This window comes from Neisseria subflava (genome assembly GCF_024205745.1).
In the GTDB taxonomy this organism is placed as follows: domain Bacteria; phylum Pseudomonadota; class Gammaproteobacteria; order Burkholderiales; family Neisseriaceae; genus Neisseria; species Neisseria flavescens_B.
The window spans coordinates 1,199,607-1,223,398 of record NZ_CP073117.1 but is presented as its reverse complement, the minus strand read 5'-3'; the positions used below and the strand labels follow the sequence as shown (position 1 = coordinate 1,223,398).

The 23,792-nt window shown below is 51.2% G+C and carries 17 protein-coding genes; 8 read left to right on the top strand and 9 right to left on the bottom strand.

Features of this window, described 5'->3' with window-relative positions:
* The first annotated feature begins 29 nt into the window (after positions 1 to 29).
* The 3 genes from KCG55_RS05975 (at position 30) to argC (ending at position 5,701) form a co-directional block, all read left to right on the top strand.
* Complete coding sequence (locus KCG55_RS05975) at positions 30 to 2,249, top strand: TonB-dependent siderophore receptor (RefSeq protein WP_254322339.1); 2,220 nt, start codon at positions 30 to 32, stop codon at positions 2,247 to 2,249.
* 237 nt (positions 2,250 to 2,486) lie between these two features.
* Positions 2,487 to 4,208 (top strand): ABC transporter ATP-binding protein/permease, encoded by a 1,722-nt coding sequence (locus tag KCG55_RS05970; RefSeq protein WP_254322337.1) that lies wholly within the window; start codon positions 2,487 to 2,489, stop codon positions 4,206 to 4,208.
* Between the two features lie 446 nt (positions 4,209 to 4,654).
* On the top strand, positions 4,655 to 5,701 hold the full coding sequence (gene argC / locus KCG55_RS05965) for an N-acetyl-gamma-glutamyl-phosphate reductase (protein ID WP_254322336.1): 1,047 nt from the start codon (positions 4,655 to 4,657) through the stop codon (positions 5,699 to 5,701).
* A 76-nt stretch (positions 5,702 to 5,777) separates the two neighbouring features.
* On the opposite strand, the gene KCG55_RS05960 is transcribed toward argC, so the two are convergent.
* On the bottom strand, positions 5,778 to 6,053 hold the full coding sequence (locus KCG55_RS05960) for a hypothetical protein (RefSeq protein WP_003748371.1): 276 nt from the start codon (positions 6,051 to 6,053) through the stop codon (positions 5,778 to 5,780).
* A 261-nt stretch (positions 6,054 to 6,314) separates the two neighbouring features.
* On the opposite strand from KCG55_RS05960, the gene KCG55_RS05955 reads away from it, so the two are divergent.
* From KCG55_RS05955 to KCG55_RS05945, 3 genes are all read left to right on the top strand, one after another.
* A complete protein-coding gene (locus KCG55_RS05955; RefSeq protein WP_004518834.1) occupies positions 6,315 to 7,001 on the top strand; it encodes a S24 family peptidase in 687 nt (228 codons plus the stop codon).
* 132 nt (positions 7,002 to 7,133) lie between these two features.
* Entirely contained in the window at positions 7,134 to 7,472 is a 339-nt protein-coding gene (erpA, locus tag KCG55_RS05950) for an iron-sulfur cluster insertion protein ErpA (RefSeq protein ID WP_003680162.1), read from the top strand.
* Positions 7,473 to 7,808: 336 nt separating this feature from the next.
* Positions 7,809 to 8,483 (top strand): hypothetical protein, encoded by a 675-nt coding sequence (locus KCG55_RS05945; protein ID WP_004518836.1) that lies wholly within the window; start codon positions 7,809 to 7,811, stop codon positions 8,481 to 8,483.
* 79 nt (positions 8,484 to 8,562) lie between these two features.
* On the opposite strand, the gene KCG55_RS05940 is transcribed toward KCG55_RS05945, so the two are convergent.
* Positions 8,563 to 10,752: a primosomal protein N' gene (locus tag KCG55_RS05940; RefSeq protein WP_254322335.1), complete on the bottom strand. Its 2,190-nt coding sequence runs from the start codon at positions 10,750 to 10,752 to the stop codon at positions 8,563 to 8,565.
* Between the two features lie 135 nt (positions 10,753 to 10,887).
* On the opposite strand from KCG55_RS05940, the gene KCG55_RS05935 reads away from it, so the two are divergent.
* Positions 10,888 to 11,679, top strand: coding sequence for a DsbC family protein (locus KCG55_RS05935; RefSeq protein WP_004518838.1), 792 nt, complete (start codon positions 10,888 to 10,890; stop codon positions 11,677 to 11,679).
* A gap of 137 nt (positions 11,680 to 11,816) precedes the next feature.
* Here KCG55_RS05935 and KCG55_RS05930 read toward each other — a convergent pair whose 3' ends face one another.
* The 7 genes from KCG55_RS05930 to KCG55_RS05900 all read right to left on the bottom strand — a co-directional run bounded on the left by KCG55_RS05930 (position 11,817) and on the right by KCG55_RS05900 (position 21,757).
* Positions 11,817 to 12,500 carry a 2,3-diphosphoglycerate-dependent phosphoglycerate mutase gene (locus KCG55_RS05930; RefSeq protein WP_003679823.1) on the bottom strand — a complete coding sequence of 228 codons (684 nt, stop codon included), beginning with the start codon at positions 12,498 to 12,500 and terminating at the stop codon, positions 11,817 to 11,819.
* Positions 12,501 to 12,602: 102 nt separating this feature from the next.
* Positions 12,603 to 13,355, bottom strand: coding sequence for a class I SAM-dependent methyltransferase (locus KCG55_RS05925; RefSeq protein WP_254322333.1), 753 nt, complete (start codon positions 13,353 to 13,355; stop codon positions 12,603 to 12,605).
* A 48-nt stretch (positions 13,356 to 13,403) separates the two neighbouring features.
* A complete protein-coding gene (locus KCG55_RS05920; RefSeq protein WP_254322332.1) occupies positions 13,404 to 15,032 on the bottom strand; it encodes a sigma-54-dependent transcriptional regulator in 1,629 nt (542 codons plus the stop codon).
* The gene (locus KCG55_RS05915) at positions 15,025 to 16,611 is read right to left on the bottom strand and encodes a two-component system sensor histidine kinase NtrB (RefSeq protein WP_254322330.1); all 1,587 of its coding nucleotides are present in this window, start codon (positions 16,609 to 16,611) and stop codon (positions 15,025 to 15,027) included. The genes KCG55_RS05920 and KCG55_RS05915 overlap by 8 nt, the downstream gene beginning before the upstream one ends.
* Positions 16,612 to 16,681: 70 nt before the next feature.
* On the bottom strand, positions 16,682 to 18,985 hold the full coding sequence (gene parC, locus KCG55_RS05910) for a DNA topoisomerase IV subunit A (RefSeq protein ID WP_254322328.1): 2,304 nt from the start codon (positions 18,983 to 18,985) through the stop codon (positions 16,682 to 16,684).
* A gap of 208 nt (positions 18,986 to 19,193) precedes the next feature.
* A complete protein-coding gene (locus KCG55_RS05905; RefSeq protein WP_254322326.1) occupies positions 19,194 to 20,516 on the bottom strand; it encodes an MFS transporter in 1,323 nt (440 codons plus the stop codon).
* 197 nt (positions 20,517 to 20,713) lie between these two features.
* A complete protein-coding gene (locus KCG55_RS05900) occupies positions 20,714 to 21,757 on the bottom strand; it encodes a LacI family DNA-binding transcriptional regulator (protein ID WP_254322325.1) in 1,044 nt (347 codons plus the stop codon).
* Between the two features lie 251 nt (positions 21,758 to 22,008).
* Between KCG55_RS05900 and pgi the strand changes: the two genes are divergently transcribed.
* Positions 22,009 to 23,649, top strand: coding sequence for a glucose-6-phosphate isomerase (gene pgi / locus KCG55_RS05895; protein ID WP_254322324.1), 1,641 nt, complete (start codon positions 22,009 to 22,011; stop codon positions 23,647 to 23,649).
* Positions 23,650 to 23,792 lie beyond the last annotated feature (143 nt).

Genomic DNA, 23,792 nt, shown 5'->3' with positions numbered 1-23,792 from the left:
CCTCTTAACCCCCACCTGAAGGAGCTGTAATGAACCATCCGATTCGTTATGCCTACCTGCTTGCCGCCGTCCCGCTGCAACTTTCCGCCCAAACCACCGAACAGACGGAACATGTTGACCTGCCCACCGTTAACGTAATCGGACAAAGCCGTACTGCTTCGCGCGACAGTTATACCGTGCCGGTCATGTCCACCGCCACCGGCCTGCCGATCTCCCCAAAAGACACGCCGCAATCCGTCAGCGTCATTACGCGCAAACAAATGGACGATTCGGGCGCGACCACGCTGGAAGAAGCGTTGAAAACCACCACAGGGCTGAATATTTACAAACAGGGTTTCCAAACCCGCTTTCAATCCAGAGGCTTCGACATCGCTCAGATCAGCGAAGACGGTGTCAATTCGACTGTCTGTACCATGTGCGGCAATAATCCGCACGATGCCAAACAACTGACCGATACCGCACTTTACGACCGCATCGAAGTCGTGCGCGGAGCAACAGGTCTGCGTAAAGCGCAAAGCGAGCCGGGCGGCAGCATCAATGCCATCCGCAAACGCCCGACCGCTGCGCCGCTGCTTGAATTTGATGCAACTGCCGACCGCTTCGGCACGCTGCGCTCTTCCGCCGATGTATCGGGATTTCTCAGTCACGACAATGGCTTGCGCGGGCGCGCGGTTGCCGTACTTGAAAAAAATAAAAGCTGGCGTAAAAACAGCGACGGCAATAAAGGGATCATTTACGGCGTTATCGACAAGCAAGTCGGTGAAAACGATATGCTGACGTTGAGTGCGATGTACCACCGTGAAAAAGATGTACCTTCCCTGTTCGGGCTGCCTGCCAATCCCGACGGCAGCGACCTACGATTGCCGCGCGACAGCTATTTGGGTGCGAACTGGAATCGTGCGGATTACAAAAAAGCCAATATATTCGCCGAATGGAAGCACTATTTCGGCGATCGTTGGAATCTGACCACTTCCGTTGATTACCGCCGCAACAAATCCGTTACCGAATATGGTTACGTCCCGCAGCGGCAAAATATTTCGCCCGCAGGCACATTGAGTGACGGTTATACTGGCAGAAGCGATCGCAACAACAGTCAATGGACTGTGCAAAGCGATTTAGAAGGAAAATTTGATTGGTTCGGCCGCGAACATGAGTTTTACGCGGGCTATGAATACACCAAAGAAAAATTCGATAATATGTGGAGAGGCACACCCTTGAAAGATGGCAACTATCCTGTTTTTTCTTGGACGGGTGATGAAATTGCCAAACCTGATTGGAACACGACCCGCAATCTCGAAATTCGTAAAACCGTTCCCGACACCCACACAGCGACCATAGCCACCCGCCTGAACATTGCTGATAAATGGCACATCCTGCTCGGTACAAGTTACAGCCGCTGGCGGCAATCACAATATCTGTCATGGATGAAAACCCCCGACAGCCACTATAAAAAAGGCCGTTTCATCCCCTACGCAGGCATTACCTACGATATCACCCCGCAACAAAACCTATATGCCAGCTACACCAGCATTTTCAAATACTCGGGCGATTATTACGACATCAATGACAAGCTCTTGCCGCCTGTAATGGGCAACAGCTACGAAATCGGCTGGAAAGGCGCGTGGAACAACAACGGGCTGAACACCACCCTCTCCTTGTTTCAAACCGAAAAACACAACCAACCCACAGATACATGGTTGGGTAAAGACCTTGCAACGGGCAATATCCGTCCTTGGGTACGCGGCGACCGCGCCATCTACACGCCTGTACGCATGGAAAGCCGCGGTATTGATGCCGAAATTGCCGGCAACATCACCGACGACTGGCAGATTTTTGCGGGCTATACCTTCAACAAAAGGCGTTATACCTCCACTGCTGCCGCCAAAACCGCAGAGCGCAACGGTCGCGGGGTCGATTTCAGCCAGCACACGCCCCAACATATCTTCCGCCTCAATACCATGTACCGCCTGCCCGGTGCGGCGCACAAATGGACGGTGGGCGGAGGTGTGAACGTCCAAAGCAAATCCAGCCCGATTATGGTGAACGGAGAGAAACAATATTTGGGCGGTTACGCCGTTTGGCATGCAACCGTACAATACGAGCCCTCCAAACACACCAAGCTCAGCCTGAAAGTCGACAACCTGACCGACAAACGCTATTACGAAAGCTATGCCCACCGCGCTACCTACCAAGGACATTTCTACGGACAGCCGCGCAATGTAACCTTGAACTTCAAGTGGAAGATGTAGCCATTGTATGAAGCGAGGTCGTCTGAAAACACAATCCGGCTTTCAGACGACCTCTTACCCCTGCCGTCATACCCGTTCATACCGACATGACGGCATCGGTATTTTCATTTGAACATCTGCAAACAGTCGTCTAAAACCCATCAGGAAACAAAAGTTTCGGATAGCGTGTCTGATACCGTTACCCCGCCAATGTAGATTTTCAGACAACCTCCCGTTATTTGTACCAACACACCATCCATGAACATCCTCAAAAAATTCTTTTACCTTGCCCGCCCTTTTTGGTCGGGGGCACACGGCCGCCTCCAATGGCTGATGCTCGCCGTTTTGATAGGGTTTACCCTATTCTCCATCACCATCAGCGTTTGGATTGCCGCATGGGACAAACGCTTCTACGACGCGCTGGCCGCGTTTGACGGCGCATCTATGCCTTCGCTCATTGTCGAATACCTCGGCTATATGGCGATGGTTATCGGCTGTATCGTTTGTGCCGACTGGCTGCAAAAACGCCTCATCTTCCGTTGGCGTACCCATCTGACCGAGCAATTTCAAAAAAACTGGCTCGAAGGCCACAAACACTATCGCCTGCGCCTGACCGGCGAACCGGACAACCCCGACCAACGTATCGCCGAAGACATCTACCTCCTTGCCGACAAAAGCATCAGCCTCTTTCGCTCCTTCATCAATAATATTGCCAAATTCAGCGCGTTCGTCGCCGTACTGTGGACGCTCTCCGGCGTACAGACTTTCAACATCGGCGGATACAGCATTACCGTTTACGGCTACCTTGTTTGGGTTGCACTGATTTATTCCATCTTCAGCACCATCATCGCCCATCTTGTCGGCCGAAACCTGAAAAACCTCAACATCGACCGCCAACACCGAGAAGCCGACTACCGCGCAGCCCTTTTACGCGTGCGCGACCATGCCGAACAAATCGCCTTCTACAACGGTGGCGAAGCCGAAACAGGCCGTCTGAAACAGCGCTACCTCCGCATCCGCGACAACTGGCGACGATTGACCAACTGCGAATTTCGCCAAGAAACCTTTTGGGCGACCTATGTGCGCATCAGCATCTTCATCCCCATCCTCGCCACCCTGCCCATGTACCTCGCCAAAACCATGACCTTCGGCGACATGATGCAGACCCGCACATCGTTTGCCCGCGTCCAAGACAGTTTCGGCTGGTTTACTGACGCATACCGCCGCCTGATTGAATGGGCGGCAGTCGTCGAACGGCTTTCCGATTTTCAGACGGCCTTGGAACAAGTAGAACAGGAAGGCAGAAGCACCGCCCGCTCAACGTCCGCATCTGCCCCAACTTTAAACAACCACCGCCACAGCGGCATCCTCGCTCTGCAAAACCTCACCATCCACACCCAAATCGGCAGCCCCCTGCTTACCGACATCAACCTCGAAGCCCACGCTCCCGAATGGGTATTACTCGAAGGCAGAAGCGGCATCGGTAAATCCACCCTGCTGCGCGCCCTCGCAGGCTTGTGGCCGTATTACCAAGGCAACTTCGCCCTCGAAGGTAGCCGCCTGTTCTTCCCGCAACGCCCTTACCTACCTGCGGACACATTGCGTCAAACTGTCAGCTATCCCTATACGGCCTGCCAAGACGACCATTTGATTCAAACCGTCTTGGAACAAGTCGGCTTAAGCAGCCCCACGGGTAGGTTGCACACGTTGATGAACGATTTGGACACTTCATACGAATGGCACGGCATCCTTTCCGGCGGAGAGCAGCAACGCCTCAGCCTCGCCCGCGCACTGCTGCACAAACCGCAGATCCTGTTCCTAGATGAAGCCACCAACCAGCTCGATGACGAATCCGCCTTGATGTTGATGCAGACCCTCAAGCAACATTTGCCCGATACTTTGGTCATCGGTATTAGCCACCAATCCAAGATTCAAGCCCTGTTTGATAGCTCTCTGAATTTGAATGAAAAAATTATTTAAATGTTAAAATGTGCAAAACGCTTGCTTTCAATCCTAACAAGGGATATAGTACTAAGTAACTAGTTCTTATTGATGAGAGCTACTCCTTGGATACTTGCCTCCGGTTCTCCAACCCGGGGGCGTTTTTTTGCGTTTTTATTTTGTGTTTGTATGAATAGGATAAAGACGGAATATAAAAGGTTTTAAAAACACGAGGCCTATAATCTTTATAAAAGATTGACTATAAATAAAAAACACCAATCTCAAATCGATAGTCAAATAAAACCGCAAACCGCGTTTTCCCAAACTTTCAGGCCGTCTGAAATCCTCTCTTCAATATCGTTAATCCCATATTTCAGACGGCCTGTTTAACCCTCTATTGCAAAGCTTGGCACAAGCACCGCTGACCGACGGCAATTAATTACTATATAATCAAACGCATTGTTACCCTACAAAGGAGCCACACCATGACCACAAAAATTAAAATTGGTATCGTCGGTGCAACCGGTTACACAGGCGTTGAATTGTTACGCCTTCTCAGCAGCCACCCCAACGCAGAAGTCACTGCCGTCACCAGCCGAAGCGAAGCCGGTATTGCGGTTGCCAACTACTTTCCCAGCCTTCGAGGCATTTACGACCTTGCATTCCAAACGCCTGAAGATGCCGGGCTTGACCGTTGCGACCTCGTATTCTTCGCCACGCCCAATGGCGTGGCCATGAAAGAAGCACCGGCCCTTGTGGAAAAAGGTGTACGCGTGATTGACCTGTCTGCCGACTTCCGCATCCACGACATCCCCACATGGGAACAATGGTACAAAATGACCCATGCCGCGCCGCAACTCGTTTCCCAAGCGGTGTACGGCTTGTGCGAACTTTACAAAGACGACATCGCCAAAGCCATGTTGGTGGCCAATCCGGGCTGCTACCCTACCTGCGTTTCCCTGCCCTTATTGCCACTGCTTCAGGCTGGCCGTCTGAAGGCCAACGCGCCTTTAATTGCCGACTGTAAATCCGGTGTTTCCGGTGCAGGCCGAAAAGCCAGCACCCACGCCCTATTGTGCGAAGCTGGCGACAACTTCAAAGCCTACGGCGTCGGCGGCCACCGCCATTTGCCAGAAATCCGACAAACTTTGTCCGGACTGCAAGACCATGTTTCAGACGGCCTAATTTTCGTGCCACACCTTGTTCCGATGATACGCGGCATGCATGCCACCCTGTATCTGCACCTGCAAGAACATACCGATCCTGAAGCCTTGCTGCGCGAATATTACCGCAACAGTCCTTTTGTTGATATTTTGCCTTCAGGTTCGACACCTGAAACCCGCAGCGTGCGCGGCGCCAACCTTTGCCGTATCAGCGTTCAAAGAGCGCCCAATCAAGACGATGTGTGGATTGTTCTTTCCGTCATCGACAACTTGGTTAAAGGCGCAGCCGGTCAAGCCGTGCAGAATATGAACATCATGTTCGGCCTGCCCGAAACCACCGGCCTGACTAATGCACCATTGATGCCTTAATATCATCTTATTGAAAACACAAGGCCGTCTGAAACTTTGATCGTTCAGACGGCCTTTATCGATTCATTCACAAACATCACTCATACACCACGCCGGCAAGCATTTCTTCTTCATTCAAGTTGCCGTACTGTTGCTCCCAATCATGGGTAGCCTCCACCATATCGCATTCTTTGGCAAAAGCCAGCAGCCTGCCATCCATCTGATCCAGACTCAAGCTGCCCAAGCGTTCGCATTCCGAAGCCGTCAGATTACCGTCCGCCTCATGCGCCTCCGAAGATCCGAAAGGCAGAGCAAAAAAACCCAGTACCAACGCCAGCAGCACCCAAAAAATATTTTTACGCGAACGAGTCATTTCACACCTCTCATCATAATCATATAGCAGGTCTAAATCAGAAAAACTAAACCAAATAAAATTAAACTAAGAAAAATCGAATAGAAAATTAGAAATATCGATTTATATAAGACAAAACGAATAGTACTAAGAAAAAATAGAATACGCAATACTTTTTCTTAGATGAAGTAATTTTTTTCTTACAATTTTATAAAAACTAAGGTAAAATACACTCAAATCGTCCAAACCATATAAAAAACATACCTCCATAAAGGCATAAACATGGATACCTTTAAAGACCGCCTGGCTTTCTTATGGAAAGATGAAGCCCGCCAAGCCAAAATTGCCGCCGACATCGATATGACCATCGCCGGATTCAGCCGTATCTGGAACGAAGGCGGCCTGCCGAAATCGGAAACGCTAAAAAAAATCAAACAACTTAAAGGCTGCAGCATAGACTGGCTTTTGACAGGCGAAGGTTCTCCCTTCCCCGATTCCGAAGCCCCAAAAGCCACGGCAACTGACACACTGGGCAACCCTGTCGACATAGACGAATTTGTCTTCGTACCGCGTTACGACATCCAGGCCGCGGCCGGACACGGCCAGCTCGTCGGCGATGAGCAACCCATATTTGCCATGGCGTTCCGACGCTATTGGATTGAAAATTATGTAACGCGAGACATCAAAAACCTTTCCGTTATCTCAGTCAAAGGCGACTCGATGGAAGGCGTACTGAATGATGGCGACACCATCCTCATCAACCACGGCCAAACCACACCGCGCGACGGCCTCTATGTTTTACGCCTCAACGAAAACCTTTTGGTCAAACGCCTGCAACTGATACCCGGCGGCATCGTCAACGTCATTTCTGCCAACGAGGCCTACCCTACTTTTGAAATCGACTTGAAAAACCCGACCGACGACGTTGCCATCATCGGCCGTGTAGAATGGTTTGGCAGAAGCATCTAAATCTGACATACTGGTGCTTGAAATTTCTGCCATGCCCTCCATGTAAGCTGGCAGACCCTGTCTGCACAAACTTGCCTTGACTAACGGTTTGCGCGACAATAGTAAAAATATTCATATAAAAGGAATCACATCATGTCAGACGAAAGCCCTATTATCTTTACTGACAGCTGCTGCACCAAAGTTGCCGACCTGATTGCCGAAGAGAACAATCCCGATTTGAAATTGCGCGTATTCGTCAACGGCGGCGGTTGCTCCGGCTTCCAATATGGTTTTACCTTTGATGAAATCAAAAACGACGACGATTTTGAAATCCAGAAAAACGGCCTGACGTTCTTGGTTGACCCGATGAGCTACCAATATCTGGTTGGTGCGGAAATCGACTACACCGAAAGCCTGCAAGGTTCTCAATTCGTCATCCGCAATCCGAATGCAGAGACAACTTGCGGTTGTGGCTCATCCTTCTCCGTATAAACAATCCGTTTTTGCCATAAAAAACAGGCCGTCTGTATCTTCAGACGGCCTTTTGTGTGAATTTATTTTAAACAATATCAGATTTACCTTATAATAATAATATCGGGCGTGAATATTTACTCTACAATAGACATAACATTGGACATGCATATTGCCATATAAATAAAAAATTATTGTCCAGCCGATTAACGACACAAAGGCAAACCGTATTTGGTCTGCCTGAGACTGCAGCCTCTGTTATGGCTCGTATCATAAGCCAAAACAGCTCAAACACAATAACAAAACCTTAGGCTAAACCCATTTGGTTGACGCAGTCGAAATACTCATGGGATATCAATGAGCAAACAAGAAAAATTTTTCGACGTATACGTTTCCTATCCGCCGAACACGGATAGGGAGCGCATCCATGCCTGCCTGTATGACAACCTGCCTGAAAACGAAGTCGAGAGCCTGATTCAAGCCTTGGCTGAGCGTCCGCAAGCCATTGTGGCCGAGAAATGCACCCAAGACGAGCGCGAAAATGCGCAGCATTACTTCAGCTATTTGGGTTTGGACGTTATCGTCCGTCAAGCTATGGAATTGGAAGCGGTTGAAGAAGAACCCGTATTGGCAGTCAACACTCCCGACCCTATCCAATGCCCCGTCTGCATGACGATTATTGATGAATTAGACGCACAGGAATGTAAAACCTGCCACTTTGATTTGACAGAGAAAAATGAGCTGGCTATCCAGCGCAAGCGCATTGAATGGCAGGAAAAAATCTCTTTCGAGCATAAAAAACAAACCGAAATTGCCCACAAGCTCAAATACGAACGTGAGCAGGAAGAGAAAAAGCTGCGCAAAAAAATCCGTGCCGAATTGGAATCTCAACTACGCGAAGAATTAGGCCAAAATCCTGAACTGGCTGCACTTGCAGCGAGGAAGAAAACACAGTTTCTGCTTACAATGGCTATCGTATTCGCCGTTTTGAGCCTGCTTGCACTCGGCTATATCGCTGCAAAATTCTTCTAAACTGATTCAAAAACTTAAGGCCGTCTGAAAACAGATTTTCAGACGGCCTTTTATTTCCTTATTGATTGAATCATTTCAATCAAGCCTCTTGCACATCAACGTCCACCGACCATCTGATTTTACCGTCGCGATTTTGCTGCAACACCTGCACCCACAAACTCACGGCGCGGTGCAAATCCTGTCGGGATGTCGATTCGAGGAATATTTGCGCGCGTTCGCGTTCGGCGAGGCGAACCATCAGCATCGGGGCGGCGCCGAACTGTGAGACGCTTTCGGGCAACAGCGGGGCAAGGGTTTCTTTGGCGGCGTTGAGAAATTCCATCGCATCAGCAACACGCGGCGCATCGGCACGGACGGCGGTCTGAAAACCGAAAGGCGGCATAGTAAACATTTGCCGCTCGTTCAATTCGTTTTCGGCAAATACGGCGTAGTCCTGCGCTTTGACGGCGGCGAAGACGGGATGCTCGGGCAGTTGCGTCTGTATCAACACCTTGCCGGGTTTGTCGGCGCGCCCCGCCCTGCCGGACACTTGCATCAGCTCGGCGAACAGCCTTTCCGGCGCACGAAAGTCCGCGCTATACAGGCTGCCGTCGGCGTTCAATACAATAACAAGGTTGAGCCGCGCGAAATCATGACCTTTGGCGAGCATCTGCGTGCCGACCAGAATGTCGATTTCGTTGTCGGCAATGCGGCGGTACAAATCCGCCCAATCGTTTTTGTGCGCAGTGCTGTCCCTGTCAACGCGGACGATGGTTGCTTTAAGGAGAAAGGCGCGCAGGGTTTCTTCGACGCGCTGCGTGCCGTGGCCGACGGCGGTCAGGTCTTGGTTGCCGCAGTCGGGGCATTTGAACGGGATGGGTTCGCGGTGGTCGCAGTGGTGGCAGCGCAGTTGACGGGCGCGTTGGTGCAACACCATTTTGGCGGAGCAATTCGGACAGCCGAAGGTATGGCCGCAGTCGCCGCAAAACAGCGCGGGCGCGAAGCCGCGCCGGTTGAGGTACACTAGCGACATGCCGCCTGCTTCAAAGTTCTGTTTCAAAAGCTGCAAAGCTTGCGGCGAGAAACCGTTGTCAAGTTTCAGACGGCCTACGTTGAGAATTTCTACTTGCGGCAGTTGTGCGGAAACATGGGCGCGCTCGGTCAGTTGCAGCAGGCGGTACGCGCCGCTTTGCGCCTTGTGCCAACTCTCCAAGCTGGGCGTGGCACTGCCCAATATGATGGGACAGCCGCTCTGTTTCGCCCGCCACACCGCCAAATCTCGGGCGTGGTAGCGCAATTCGTTGTCCTGTTTGAACGAGCCGTCGTGTTCCTCATCGACCACAATCAGCCCGACATCAGGCAAAGGCGTGAACACCGCCAGCCGAGTGCCGATCACCAGCTTCGCCTGCCCCAACATCGCGCGCAAATAATCCTGCGTGCGCTTGCCTGCCGCCATTTGGCTGTGCAACATAGCGGTCGGCACGTCGGTAAAACGGTCTTCCACCCGCTTCAAAAGCTGCGGCGTGAGGTTGATTTCGGGCAATAGAAACAACACCTGCCGCCCCTGCGCCAACACTTTCGCCATCGCATCGAAATACACTTCGGTCTTGCCGCTGCCGGTAATGCCGTACAGCAAAAACGGCTGAAATTTACCAAAGGCCGTCTGAATTTCATCGGAAGCCTTCTGCTGGTCGGCATTTAATACAAATTCAGAGTGCGAAGCCTGCCCATTGCACGATCTTAAAACGGGCTTTGCCGCTTCCGTCGTTTCAATCCAGCCTTGTTCCGCCCAATCTTCGATTAATTTCGCCGCCTGCGCGTTCACCTGCTTCAACGCCGCCATCGTCATTCCGCCCGACAGCAACGCGTCCCATAAAGCCGCTTTTTTGTTGAACCGAGCCGGCGGCGGCGTTTGCGCCCTGCCCGCTTCGTTCAAAGCGTAAAACAACGGTGGCTGCGGCATTTCCACCGCGCGTGTTTCCTTCAAACCTTGCGGCAATGCGGCAAATACTGCCTGCCCGGTCGGATAGTGGTAATAACGCGACGTAAACGCCAACAAATCACGCCAGCTTTGAGGCAACGGCTTTTCTTCCACAAAGGCCGTCTGAACACTCAAAATTCGCGCCGTATCCATATCGGGCGCAATATCCGTTTCCCACACAATCCCGACAACGGTTTTATTGCGAAAAGGCACAAGCACCCGCGTTCCCGGAGGAAGCGGCTCAGAATAGGAATACGTCAAAAGGCCGTCTGAAAGCGGCACGTTTACGGCAATACGGTGGTAGAACATACAAACAATCAAATTATTTTTTCGTATTTTAACAGCCGAAAGCTATTTTCAGACGATAATTTGAGCCTGAGTACAATGCAGACATGACAGAGGTTTGATACAATGCCTTACTTTCAACACACGCAAGTCTCTCGCATGAAAACCAAGTTAATCAAAATCTTAACACCGTTTGCCGTCCTTCCTTTGTTGGCATGCGGTCAACCTGCCGTATCCAACGCCAACGCGGCGCCTGCACCGGCTGCCAAAGCGGAAGCGCCTGCCGACAAATCTGTTGCCGCTTCTTTGAAAGCGCGTTTGGAAAAAGTCTATGCCGCCCAGGATTTGAAAGTTTTGAGCGTCAGTGAAACACCGATTAAAGGCATTTATGAAGTTGTCGTCAGCGGCAAACAAATCATCTATACCGACGCCAAAGGCGACTATATGCTCGTTGGCGACCTTATCAACGTCAACACGCGCCAAAGCATGACTGAAGAACGCGCCGCCGATTTGAACAAAATCGACTTCGCTTCACTGCCTTTGGACAAAGCCATCAAAGAAGTGCGCGGCAACGGCAAACTGAAAGTCGCTGTTTTCTCCGATCCGGACTGCCCGTACTGCAAACGCTTGGAGCATGAATTTGAAAAAATGACCGACATCACGATTTATACCTTCATGATGCCGATTCCAAGCCTGCACCCTGATGCCGCGCGTAAAGCCGAGCTGTTGTGGTGTCAACCTAATCCGACCCAGGCATGGATCGACTGGATGCGCAAAGGCAAACTCCCAAGCGGCAAAGCAAACTGCGAAAACCCTGTTGCTGAAACCACTTCATTGGGCGAACAATTCGGCTTCAACGGCACACCGACCGTGGTCTTCCCTAACGGTCGCAGCCAAAGCGGTTACAGCCCTATGCCTCACCTCAAAGAAATCATCGAGAAAAACCAGTAATACAGGGTTTAATCTCCATAAAGGACGCTTTACGCGTCCTTTTTTCATGCGGCCCGCCATCAACTGCCTTCAGACGGCCTCGGATACAGACAAATACAAAAAAGGACGTGTCCAACACGTCCTTTTTTCCCTTTACCTTACAGGTAGAATTTTTCAATCACTTTCAGGTTTTCATCCAATTTGTACACCAGCGGCTGACCGGTTGGGATTTCCAAGCCCATGATGTCTTCGTCGGAAATGCCTTCGATGTGTTTTGCCAACGCACGCAGGGAGTTACCGTGTGCCGCAACCAATACACGTTTGCCGCTCAAGATGGCCGGAGCGATTTGGTCTTCCCAGAAAGGCAGGACGCGCTCGAGGGTAACTTTAAGGTTTTCGCCATCAGGTACGACATCGCTAGGCAGATTGGCGTAGCGGCGGTCGTTGTGGGCGGAGTGAGGGTCTTTAGGATCCAGCAGCGGAGGCAAGGTGTCGTAGCTGCGGCGCCAGATGTGGACTTGTTCGTCGCCGTATTTTTCTGCGGTTTGTTTTTTATCCATACCTTGCAGCTGACCGTAGTGGCGCTCGTTCAAGCGCCATGATTTGATTTGTGGAACAAACAGTTGGTCGGATTCTTCCAAAACGATGTTACAGGTTTTGATGGCACGGGTCAGAACGGAAGTAAAGGCGATGTCAAACTCATAGCCCTTCTCTTTCAGCTTTTTACCTGCTGCCGCGGCTTCTGCCAAACCTTGCTCGCTCAGCTTGACGTCGCGCCAGCCGGTGAAAAGGTTTTTCGCGTTCCATTCGCTTTGTCCGTGACGGATGAATACTAATTCCATGATGGTTTGCTCCAATAAAGTTTGGGAAAGGGTATTTATATCACACTTTGCCGTCGCGCTGATAACGCCGGCGGTTTCTTTTGATATGTTGCAAGTTTGCTTCTAGTCTTCAGACGGCCTTGTCGGAAGGTAAACGTCAAAACGCGTGCTTTTGCCTGTGTATTGATAAGCAGGTTTGCGCCCGTCGAGAAATTCGCCCAAGCGCGGGCGTTTGACGACAATGCGTTTTTTGGCGGTATTCAACGCTACATCCAGAAGCTCGGCTTCGTCTTGTGCCGCACCGACCAAGTCGTGAAAGTAAGCCATTTCTTTTTTCACAGCGGCGGTTTTGCGGCGTTCCGGATACATCGGGTCGAGGTACACCACATCGGGTCTGCCTTTTCGCGCGGCCAATTCCTGCATTAAATCACTGGCATTGCCGAAGTACAAAGTAATGCGTTGGGCAATCTCCCGTGTCTCTTCACTTTGCCTTGCCCTGTTGAGGCCGTCTGAAAGTAGACAGGCAACGGCGGGATTTTGTTCAAAAGTGTGTACATTCAAACCCAACGAGGCAAGCACAAAACTGTCGCGTCCCAGTCCGCCGGTAGCGTCCCAGACAGTCGGTTGCGCAGTATGGTTGACTGCTTTGGCAATCAACTCGCCTCCGCCTTTAGTGCGCCGATAATGGGCGGTACCGCCATCAAAATCAACGCGGACACGGCCTTTTTCACCGGCGCGGCACAAGCTGATGCCGCTTTCGTCAGCGATAAGGAAACTGCCTTCTTCAGGCTGCCGGTCGATAACGGTCAGCCCGAAAGGCGCGGCAAGGCTGCGAAGTTCGACAGATGCGGTTTCGTCAAAATAAATCTTGTACATAAGGCTTATGTTTCAGACGGCCTTGAAAACTCAGGCCGTCTGAACGTTTTAATTGATGTCCAAGCGTTCCATGCGGTAGCGCATGGAGCGGAAGCTGATGCCCAAAAGTTTGGCGGCCTGGGTACGGTTGTAACGAGTTTGCTGCAAAGCCTGCTCGATGATGCTGCGCTCCACTTGGTCGAGGTAATCCTGTATCTGCATGGTCCGCGGATCAAACGGCGGAATGGGGCTGTGATTGAGTGTAGTTTCGCGTGCGTCAGGTTCGGCAATATCATCAAAAGAGAAGCCGCTGCGTTCAGCCTTAACCTGTGGGGCGTTTTGAATCTGCAAGTCGTCCACTTGTATCACTTGGCCGACCGTCAGCGCGACAGCGCGTTCGAGGATATTTTCCAACTCGCGGAAGTTGCCGGGGTAGCTGTAATGCAACAGGGCTTCTTGGGCTTTGGGACTGAGTTTGTAGGTTTGATTGCCGTGACGGTGTTTGTACAGCAAATACAGAATCAGCGCGCCCAAGTCTTCGCGCATTTCGCGCAAAGGTGGCATATGCAGGGAAACTACGTTGAGGCGGTAATACAAGTCCTGACGGAATGCGCCGCTTTCAACCAAGGCTTCGAGATTTTTGTGGGTTGCACAAATAATGCGCACATCCACAGTGGTTTCCCGCGCATCGCCGATACGGCGCACAGCTTTTTCTTGAATGGCGCGCAGGAGTTTGACCTGCATGGCAAGCGGCAAATCAGCAACTTCATCAAGGAACAAAGTGCCGCCGTCAGCGTGTTGGAAAAAACCTAAACGGTCTTGATCCGCGCCGGTAAAGCTGCCTTTTTTGTAGCCGAAAAATTCGCTTTCCATCAGGTTTTCAGGAATGGCTCCGCAGTTGACGGCAATAAATGGTTTGTCAGCGCGGTCGGACAGCTCGTGAATCGTGCGCGCCGCCTGCTCTTTACCCGTACCGGACTCGCCGGAGATATAAACAGGAACAAGGCTGTGGGCCAATCTGCGAATCAGGTGGCGCACTTCGACCATTTGCGGCGAAGTACCCAACAGGCGCGGCATATCGTCCTCGCCTTCCAATATAGGTGCATCTTGTTGCAGAGCAGGATTGATGCTACCAGCCGAAAAACGCTCTTTTAAGGAATTGAGCCCTTCTGGAACAGTCAAAGGCCGGTTAAATTCGCTCTGTACACTCTTAGGAGGCGTAACGACAGGCTTGGCCGGCTGAGGTTCGGGTTTATACAGGGCGGCAGAAACAGGCGCAGGCTGCGATTTGACTTTTTCAGACGGCGTGGGTTCGGCAGTATTGTCGGAAACCGATACTGCCGATTTAACCAATGAACGCAACTGCGACAGCGTAATCGGTTTTTGCAGATAATCAAATGCCCCTGCTTTCAAGGCTTCAACGGCTTGGTCGGCATTGCCGAAAGCCGTAATCACGGCGACGGGCGTGTCAAGCATCAGTTCATCAATGTATTGGACCACCTCGAGGCCGGAGCCGTCGGGCATACGCATATCGGTCAACACCAGCGAATAATCGTTGTTGTCCAGCTTGTCTTTGGCCTCTTCAACACCAGCCGCAGTATCGACGCGCAGACCCATTTTCATCAGGGTCATTTCCATTAGGTCGCGGATGTCTGCCTCGTCATCGACAACCAAAACCGGCTCTTGCAATTTATTCATCCTGCGCTTGCTCCTTCGGTAAAATCAGTTCAAACCCGTTCATTTCAGGGTGATAATGTAGCTGCCCCATATTGGCATGTGCCAACTCGCGTGCGACGTAAAGCCCCAAGCCGGTACCTTGTTTTTCGGTGGTGTAAAACGGCTCGAACAGATGATTTCGTACATCGGGCGGCACGCCTTTGCCGTTGTCCGCCACTACGATAGAAATATGCATCCTGCCGCTAGAGCGGATAAGAACGGTAATGGCGTTTTCGTCCTGACGGCTGTGTCGCCAAGCGTTGTTGCACAAGTTCCACATCACTTGCTGCAAATGCATGGGGTCAACCAATACGGTCAGGTTGTTGCCGTCCATATTCATGCGTAGACAACCGATGGCATCGGGATTGTTCAAGGTAAATTCCTGCTTGAACTCCAACCAGAATTTCATCAGATTAATCGGCTGGCGGCTGATGTTGTCTCGTTTGTTAAGCAGGGATACATCTTCCAACATCTTGTCGATGCGTTGGATATTGCTGTCGATGATGTTGTAGAGCTTAGCCTTGAGCGGATCTGCCTCGTCGCCCTCTTGCAACAAATCGCTGGCATGACGGATGGCGGACATCGGGTTACGGATTTCGTGTGCAAGATTGGCAGTCAACTGTCCGAGCGAAGTCAGCTTGGTGGACATGGCCTCCGCAGCCACTTCACGCAATGAGCGGACGTACAACATCAGCAGCTCGGTTTGCTCCTGAATCAGCGGAACGGCACGGACGTGCATGGCGTGTTGGAAAATATGGATATCGGTTTCAAAAGGTTTGTCGGGTTGACGCTGCCAGCGTGCCACCAGTTCGCCAAACACGATTTCCTGCTGATCGATAATCAAGCTGGGGAAATAGATTTTTGCCTGCTTGTTAAACAGCCACACGCGTTGGGTCGCATCAATCACCACAACCGCTTCCTGCACGCGGTTCAAAACCAAATGGTTCAAACCGCTGATACGGCGGTAGGCCAGTTGATGGCGGCTGGCGGACTCTGTGGCCTGCTCCAAATAACGGGCGGCAAACGATGTCAGCATCGCCACCAGATAGCCTGCGCCGATCAGCATCAAAGAATTCAACATTGATTTCGCGTCCCAATTAAACGAATCGAAACGCATACTGCCGTCTAAAAACAGGTTCAAAATAAACAACATTGCCGTATAACCTGCGTACAGCATGGGATAATGGCCATAACTGAGCAGACACGACGTGGCGACAAACGGCAAAACCAAAATCCCGAAACCGGAAGCCGTACCGCCGGAGATATACACTAAAACCATCATCATGGTGATATCGACCACGGCGCTGGCATTGGGCAAATCCAAAGACTGCCACTGCCAGCCCGGGCGGAACACAGAGAGCATAATTAGGAAGAAATACAGCGTTACCCAGATATAAAACTCAATGTCCGGCAACGAAACGCCAATCAGGTTGCCGCCCGTGTAGCTGCCGAAAGCGTGCAAAACCAAAAGCGGTAAGACGATGGCTATTCGGGCAATGTTGATTACACCGGGAATCCGCTCCCTCAGATTACCCAGTTCTTGAAAATTGGCTCTGTTCATAAGTGAACCTTTTTTTATTATCATGCAATGTCGTATAAATTTAATTTATTTAGATATATTTGTTCTTGTTTCAGAACAAACTTTTCAGACGGCCTGAGATTTCCAATACCTTGCCTTTTTTACCGCGTTTACCGTCAATATCGGCAATACGCAGTTTTTCCTGATGTTCTGCACCGCGTCGGCCGACCGATACAACGGTAAATTCAGGAGAGGTCGTTACCATGATGTGTTCCAAAGATGCACCCTCGGCCAACGACATCAGCTGCAAACCGCGGCCTTTAGGCATGACTTTGAGTTCGCCAATGGAAAACGCCAAGAGACGGTGGTCGCTGCTGGCCAGTACGACTTTGCAGTCAGGATTAATCAGTGAAGAAGCATAGACGGCAACCGGCGGCAGGACGGTTTCGCCGCTATCCACGGTCATGACCACTTTACCCGCTTTCACGCGTCCGACCATATCGGCCAACTTGGTAATGAAGCCGTAGCCACCACTGCCTGAGAGCAGGTAATGTTGTTCGGGCTGGCCGGTGAGCATGGCGACGGGTTTCGCGCCGTTTTGCAACTCGATTAACGATGAAACCGGCACACCATCGCCGCGTCCGCCGGGGATTTCGGCGGCATCGAGCGTGTAGGTTCTGCCCAATGAATCCAAGATGACAACGGGTAAAACAGTGCGGCCTTCGAGGGTTTGTTTGAGGCGGTCGCCTTCTTTGAACGCAGTCTGGCTCAAGTCGAGGTTGTGTCCGGCTCGGCTGCGTATCCAGCCTTTTTCCGACAGAATCAGCGTGATCGGCTCATCGGCGGTAGTCTGCGTCAACACGGCGCGTCCGGCCTCTTCCACCAGCGTGCGGCGTGCGTCGCCGAACTGCTTCATGTCCGCTTGCATCTCTTTGATAGTCAGCTTGCGCTTTTCGTTTTCGTCGCCCAAAAGGATATTCAGACGGCCTTGTTCTTCGCGCAACTCGTTCAATTCTTTTTCGAGTTTGAAACCTTCCAAACGCGCCAACTGGCGCAGGCGGATTTCCAAAATGTCTTCTGCTTGGATTTCGGTCAGTCCGAACGCCGCCATCAGGTCGGCTTTCGGATCGTCTGATTCGCGGATGACTTTAATCACTTCATCAATGTGCAGAAAGACTTTCAGACGGCCTTCGAGGATGTGCAGCCGTTTTTCCACTTGGTTCAAACGGAATTTCAGACGACGTGTTACGGTCACGACGCGGAAATCCAACCATTCCTGCAAAATCGTTTTCAGGTTTTTCTGCGCGGGGCGGTTGTCCAAACCCATCATTACCAAATTCATAGACACATTGCCTTCCAGCGAAGTCTGTGCCATCAGCGTGTTGATGAAGGTGTCGGTATCGATGCGGCTGGATTTCGGCTCGAACACCAGTCGCACGGGATGTTCGCCGTCGGACTCGTCGCGCACGCGGTCGATTAAATCCAGCATCAGCTTTTTGGTGTTGAGCTGGTCTTGGTTCAGCTGCTTTTTGCCCGCTTTCGGTTTCGGGTTGGTCTGTTCTTCGATTTCGGCAAGGATTTTGGCTGAATTGGCGTTCGGCGGCAGCTCGGTCACAATCACGCGCCATTGTCCGCGCGCCAGCTTCTCGATTTCGTAACGTGCACGCACGCGCACGCTGCCCTTGCCGGTTTCGTAAATCCGGCGCAATTCGTCCGCCGGCGTGATGATTTGACCGCCCCCGGCAAAGTCGGGCGCGGGGATGTACTGCATCAGGTCGGAGGTTTCCAGCGTCGGCTTTTTCAACAACGCAATCGCCGCCTGCGTGACTTCGTTCAAATTGTGCGACGGAATTTCGGTCGCCATTCCCACCGCGATGCCCGACGCGCCGTTGAGCAACACCATAGGCAGGCGGGCGGGCAGGTGCAGCGGTTCGTCAAACGCGCCGTCGTAGTTCGGCACGAAATCTACCGTCCCCTGATTGATTTCGGACAACAGCAATTCCGCAATCGGCGTCAGCCGTGCTTCGGTATAACGCATCGCCGCCGCCCCGTCGCCGTCGCGCGAACCGAAGTTGCCGATGCCGTCGATCAAGGGATAGCGCAAGGTAAAATCCTGCGCCATGCGAACCATCGCTTCATAGGCAGAACTGTCGCCGTGCGGGTGGTATTTACCTAAAATCTCGCCGACCACGCGCGCGGATTTCACCGGCTTCGCCCCCGCCGTCAAACCCATATCGCGCATGGCAAACAAAATGCGCCGTTGTACAGGCTTTTGGCCGTCTGAAACTTCAGGCAGCGCGCGACCTTTAACCACGCTCATGGCGTATTCGAGATAGGCGCGTTCAGCGTATTGACCTAACAGCAGGTAGTCTTCGCCGATAGGAGATGGGCTTGGAGCGGAAATGTGTTCTGTCATCAGGATGGTAAAACGAAATAAATTAAAGAAGGATATTGTAAAGCAAAATCGGTAGTCATAGCCAATTTGAGTGATGAACGGTAGTGCAGCGACAATAAGGCTTACCGAATCAGGTCAGCAAATGGAATCCGTTTCGACAAAAAAGGCCGTCTGAAACCCTTTCATGTTTCAGACGGCCTTTTCATTTTGGTTTTAAATCAAAACTTCATTATTCTGCAGTAGCCGGTTTGGCCGCAGTTTTAATGGTTAAGGTCAACGCGGCGGCGATGGCAAGGAAAACACCGGCAAAAGTCATCGCGTTGGCAGGGTCTGCGCCAAGCAACTTCTCATAAACTTTACTAAAAGTAAGAGTTTGAATAAACATCGGAATAACGATCATCATGTTGACGATGCCCATATACACACCGTAACGCTCTTTCGGAATGGAATTTACCACAATCATAAACGGTACACCCATCATACTTGCCCAACCGACACCAAAACCAATCATTGGAACAAACATTAAGTATTTATTACCGATGTGCGGAATGCTAAGCAAGGCCAGTGCGGCAAGGGTTACGGCAAAGGCGTGAACATATTTGGCGGCGTATTTGCGTGCCATCCACATCAAGCCAAAAGCAGAGATAAAAGTTACAACATTATAGAAACCATTTACCAAACCGGTCCATGCAACCGCCTCCTGATAAGCAACCTTATCAGCAGAGTTGGAATCCCAAACAGATTTAACAAGACTGTGTGAAATGTATTGCCAATAAATAAAAAGTGCATACCATTGGAAAAGATAAACTGAAGCAAGCTGCCACAAAGGTTTAGGCATTTCTTTGATGGCACTAAAGATCTCTTTGACGGCATGAACAGGACCTCTTGGCTGAGCTTTAATTGCTGCCATTTCTTGAGGTGAAGGTTCACGTTCAGGAGTAGTTAATACAGTTACTAGGACAGAACCAATAGAGCAAACCGCACCAATATAGAATGAGCCAAACACCCAATACGGAATACCCACTTCAGAAGTTTGGTTCAACCAACCAACTTGTTTAAGGAGATAAAGAGAAATGTTAGCAAGGGTAATACCCAAACCGGTAAACACAGACTGCATCAAGAAACCGGTGGATTGCTGATTCTCAGGAACCGTATCGGCAATAAATGCACGGAAAGGTTCCATTGCGGTGTTGTTACTGATGTCCAAGAGCCACAGCAGCAATACAGCCATCCACAAGGCAGTAACGTGCGGATACAAGAATAAGCATAAACTGCAACCGATCGCACCAATTAAGAAATACGGACGGCGGCGCCCCAATCCCGGTACCCATGTTCGGTCGCTCATTGCACCAATAATAGGTTGTACGATTAAGCCAGTAACCGGGCCAGCCATATTAAGGTAAGGCAATATGCTGGGATCTGGGTTAAGAAAGTTGAAAATCGGATTAATCGCAGTTTGCTGCAACCCGAAGCTATATTGAATACCGAAGAAACCGAAGTTCATCAGCATAATCTGGCGAAGTGTCATCGCCACTTGTGGGGAGATTTTCATAGGAAGGCTACTCCTGGGTAATAAACTATGGAAACAACAAACTCCAATTTCAGCGGTATGACGCTTTTATTATATTTGGGCTGCCCTTTTTACTGAGGCAACTCCGTTTTCAGACGGCCTTTATTTTGACCGTTTGCATGATTCTTATTTTGATGTGTGTTTGTGTTGTTTAAAGCTTATTTTCAGGCCGTCTGAAACTATTTATTAATCACAGACTGACGCCAGATGGTTTCCCCAACGACCTTGACTGGCTGAACCGCGCCGGTCGGGTGTTCAATGTGTTGAAACAGCAAATCCGCCGCCATCGCGCCCATGCGCAAATAGGGCAACTCGGTACTGGTCAACGGCGGAAACAGCGTTTCCGCAATCGCGCTGTGGTTATCATAGCCGGCAACCGAAACTTGCTCGGGAACCCGCACGCCGCGCGTCCTCAAAATTCCGTACACGCGCACCGCCATTTCATCGTTGCCGCAACAAATTACCGTCGGCGGAAGCGGCAAAGACAGCAGCTTCAAAATAGCCGAAATCAAAGACCCGCTGTCGTTGCTGAAGTCAGGATAACCAGTTTGTACCAAATCAGGATCGAAGACAATATCCGAATCAGCCAAAGCACGGCGGTATCCGGCCAATCTCAAACGCGTCGCTTCCACGCCCGGCTGCAAAGTCACATAAGCAATCCGTTTGTGTCCACTTTGGATAATCCGGCGCACCAAGCCATACTGCCCTGCTTCGTCGTCCGGCAAAACCGCAGGTGTACCCGCCGAATCAAAGCAGTTGACCAACACCATCGGGCAACGGTTGGGCACTTCCGGCAGCAATACTTCCTGATGGAAACCTGCCACATATAAAATCCCCTCGGCACGATGCTCCATAAAGGTACGGATTAGCGGCTCCATCTGACCGGGCTGCCCCGGCTTATTGTCGATGTCGGCAATCATCAAAATCTTGCCTTGTGCGCGAATCTGCTGCTGAATGCCCTTAATCAAGAACATATCCGGCATACCGTGTCCGCCCGTACTCTCACCTGTCCGCGAAATGGCGCCGGTAATCAGACCGACCAATCCGGAACGGTGTGACCGCATAATCCGCGCCGCAGAAGACGGGATATAGCCCAAAGCAGCAATCGCTGTTTCTACTTTGGAACGGGTTTTATCACTGACCGGCGCATCGCCGTTAATTACCCGGCTGACCGTCTTGGGAGATACCCCGGCATAAGCAGCAACATCATAAATTGTAGCCATCTTACGGACCCGCCCCGACAAGATTTCAATAATGTTACATAGGATAACACAGCAGACATCGGTGTCATACCCCCTTTTTTACAGAAACTTGATGATAATCAACCGTTTCTATTGCATTTTGCATACATTTCTTAAACAAAACCGACCCTACTATCTCCCAAAAGTTGTTCAAATTTGTTAAACTACAAACAACTACAAAAAGCAGAAAATAGATACCCTGCTTGTTTACCGTTACATACTAAGGAAACGAAATGTCCGCATACTCAGACGCATGGCAGGCTTTGGAAGCCCATCATGCCGATACTCAACACGTTACCCTGCGCGAACGCTTCGCTGCAGATGCCGAACGTTTCAACAATATGCACGAAATTCTGCACGGTTTGTTATTTGATTACAGCAAAAACCGCCTAGATGAAAACACCCTTGATTTATTGTGCCAACTGGCCGAAGCAGCCGATTTGCCACAATATATGCAGGCCATGAGCAGCGGTGAAAAAATCAACACCAGCGAACACCGCGCCGTCCTCCACACTGCCCTGCGCCTGCCTGCCAATGCCAAACCTGTTTACGTTGACGGCGAAAACATCGTGCCCAATATTCATCACGAACTCAACCGCGCACTCGAGTTCGCACGCCAACTTTTAGACGGCACGCACGCAGGCATTACCGGCAAACCGATTACCGACTTGGTTCACATCGGTATCGGCGGCTCCGATTTAGGACCGCGCATGGCCACACAGGCGCTGCAGCCTTATTGGCAAAACATCCGCGTCCACTTTGTCAGCAATTCCGATGATGCCGACTTGACCCAAACCCTTCTCGGCCTCAACCCCGAAACCACCGTATTCAGCATTGCCAGCAAATCGTTCCGCACACCGGAAACCCTGCTCAATGCCTATGCGGCGCGTACTTGGTATCGCGATGCAGGTTTGCCCGATTCCGGCATCTACCGCCACTTCTGCGCCATTTCTGCCGATGTGGCCGCCGCCCAAAACTTCGGCATCTCCCCCGACAAAGTCTTCGCCATGTCCGACTGGGTCGGCGGCCGCTATTCTGTCTGGTCGCCCATCGGCCTGCCATTGATGGTTGCCGTCGGTGAAAAAGCATTCCGCAAAATGCTGGCTGGCGCACACGCGATGGATACCCACTTCTTCGAAACGCCATTCCGCCACAACATTCCCGTCCTGATGGCGCTCATCAACGTTTGGTACAACAACTTCCAACATTCAGACGGCCAAACCGTTGTCCCATACAGCCACAACATGCGCCTCTTCACACCATGGCTCAACCAGCTCGATATGGAAAGCCTCGGCAAACAGCGTACTTCAGACGGCCAACCCGTTTCCTGCACCACTGGCGGCATTGTCTTCGGCGATGAAGGCGTCAACTGCCAACATGCCTACTTCCAGCTTCTGCACCAAGGCACGCGTCTGATTCCCGTCGACTTCATCGTCCCCATGACCACAGTCTACGGCAACCACCGCCAACACCGCTTTACCGTTGCCAATGCCTTCGCCCAAGCCGAAGCGCTGATGAAAGGCAAAACCTTAGACGAAGTGCAAATCGAATTGGCCGCCCTACCCCAAGACGAACGCGACCGCCTTGCACCGCAAAAAGAATTCCCCGGCAACCGTCCGAGCAACAGCCTGCTCATCGACAGCCTGACGCCTTTCAACCTCGGCATGCTGATGGCTGCTTACGAACATCGTACTTTCGTTCAAGGCGTGATTTGGCGTATCAACCCCTTCGACCAATGGGGCGTGGAATACGGTAAAGAGCTGGCCAAAACCATCGAACCCGAACTCGAACGCGGCACGCCTGCACACGACAGCTCCACCAACGGTCTGATCGCCTTCTACCGCAACTGCAACGCAAGATCGAAGGCCGTCTGAAAATAAAATGCCCGTAAGACAAGCATATCTGCCTGTCTTACGGGCATTTCAAAACCTAATCGGCGGTAAGAATGAACCGTTAAAGCACCGCACTTTTAGACAAAAGTAGCTAGATTTTGATATAAAAAAAGGCTAAATCGATA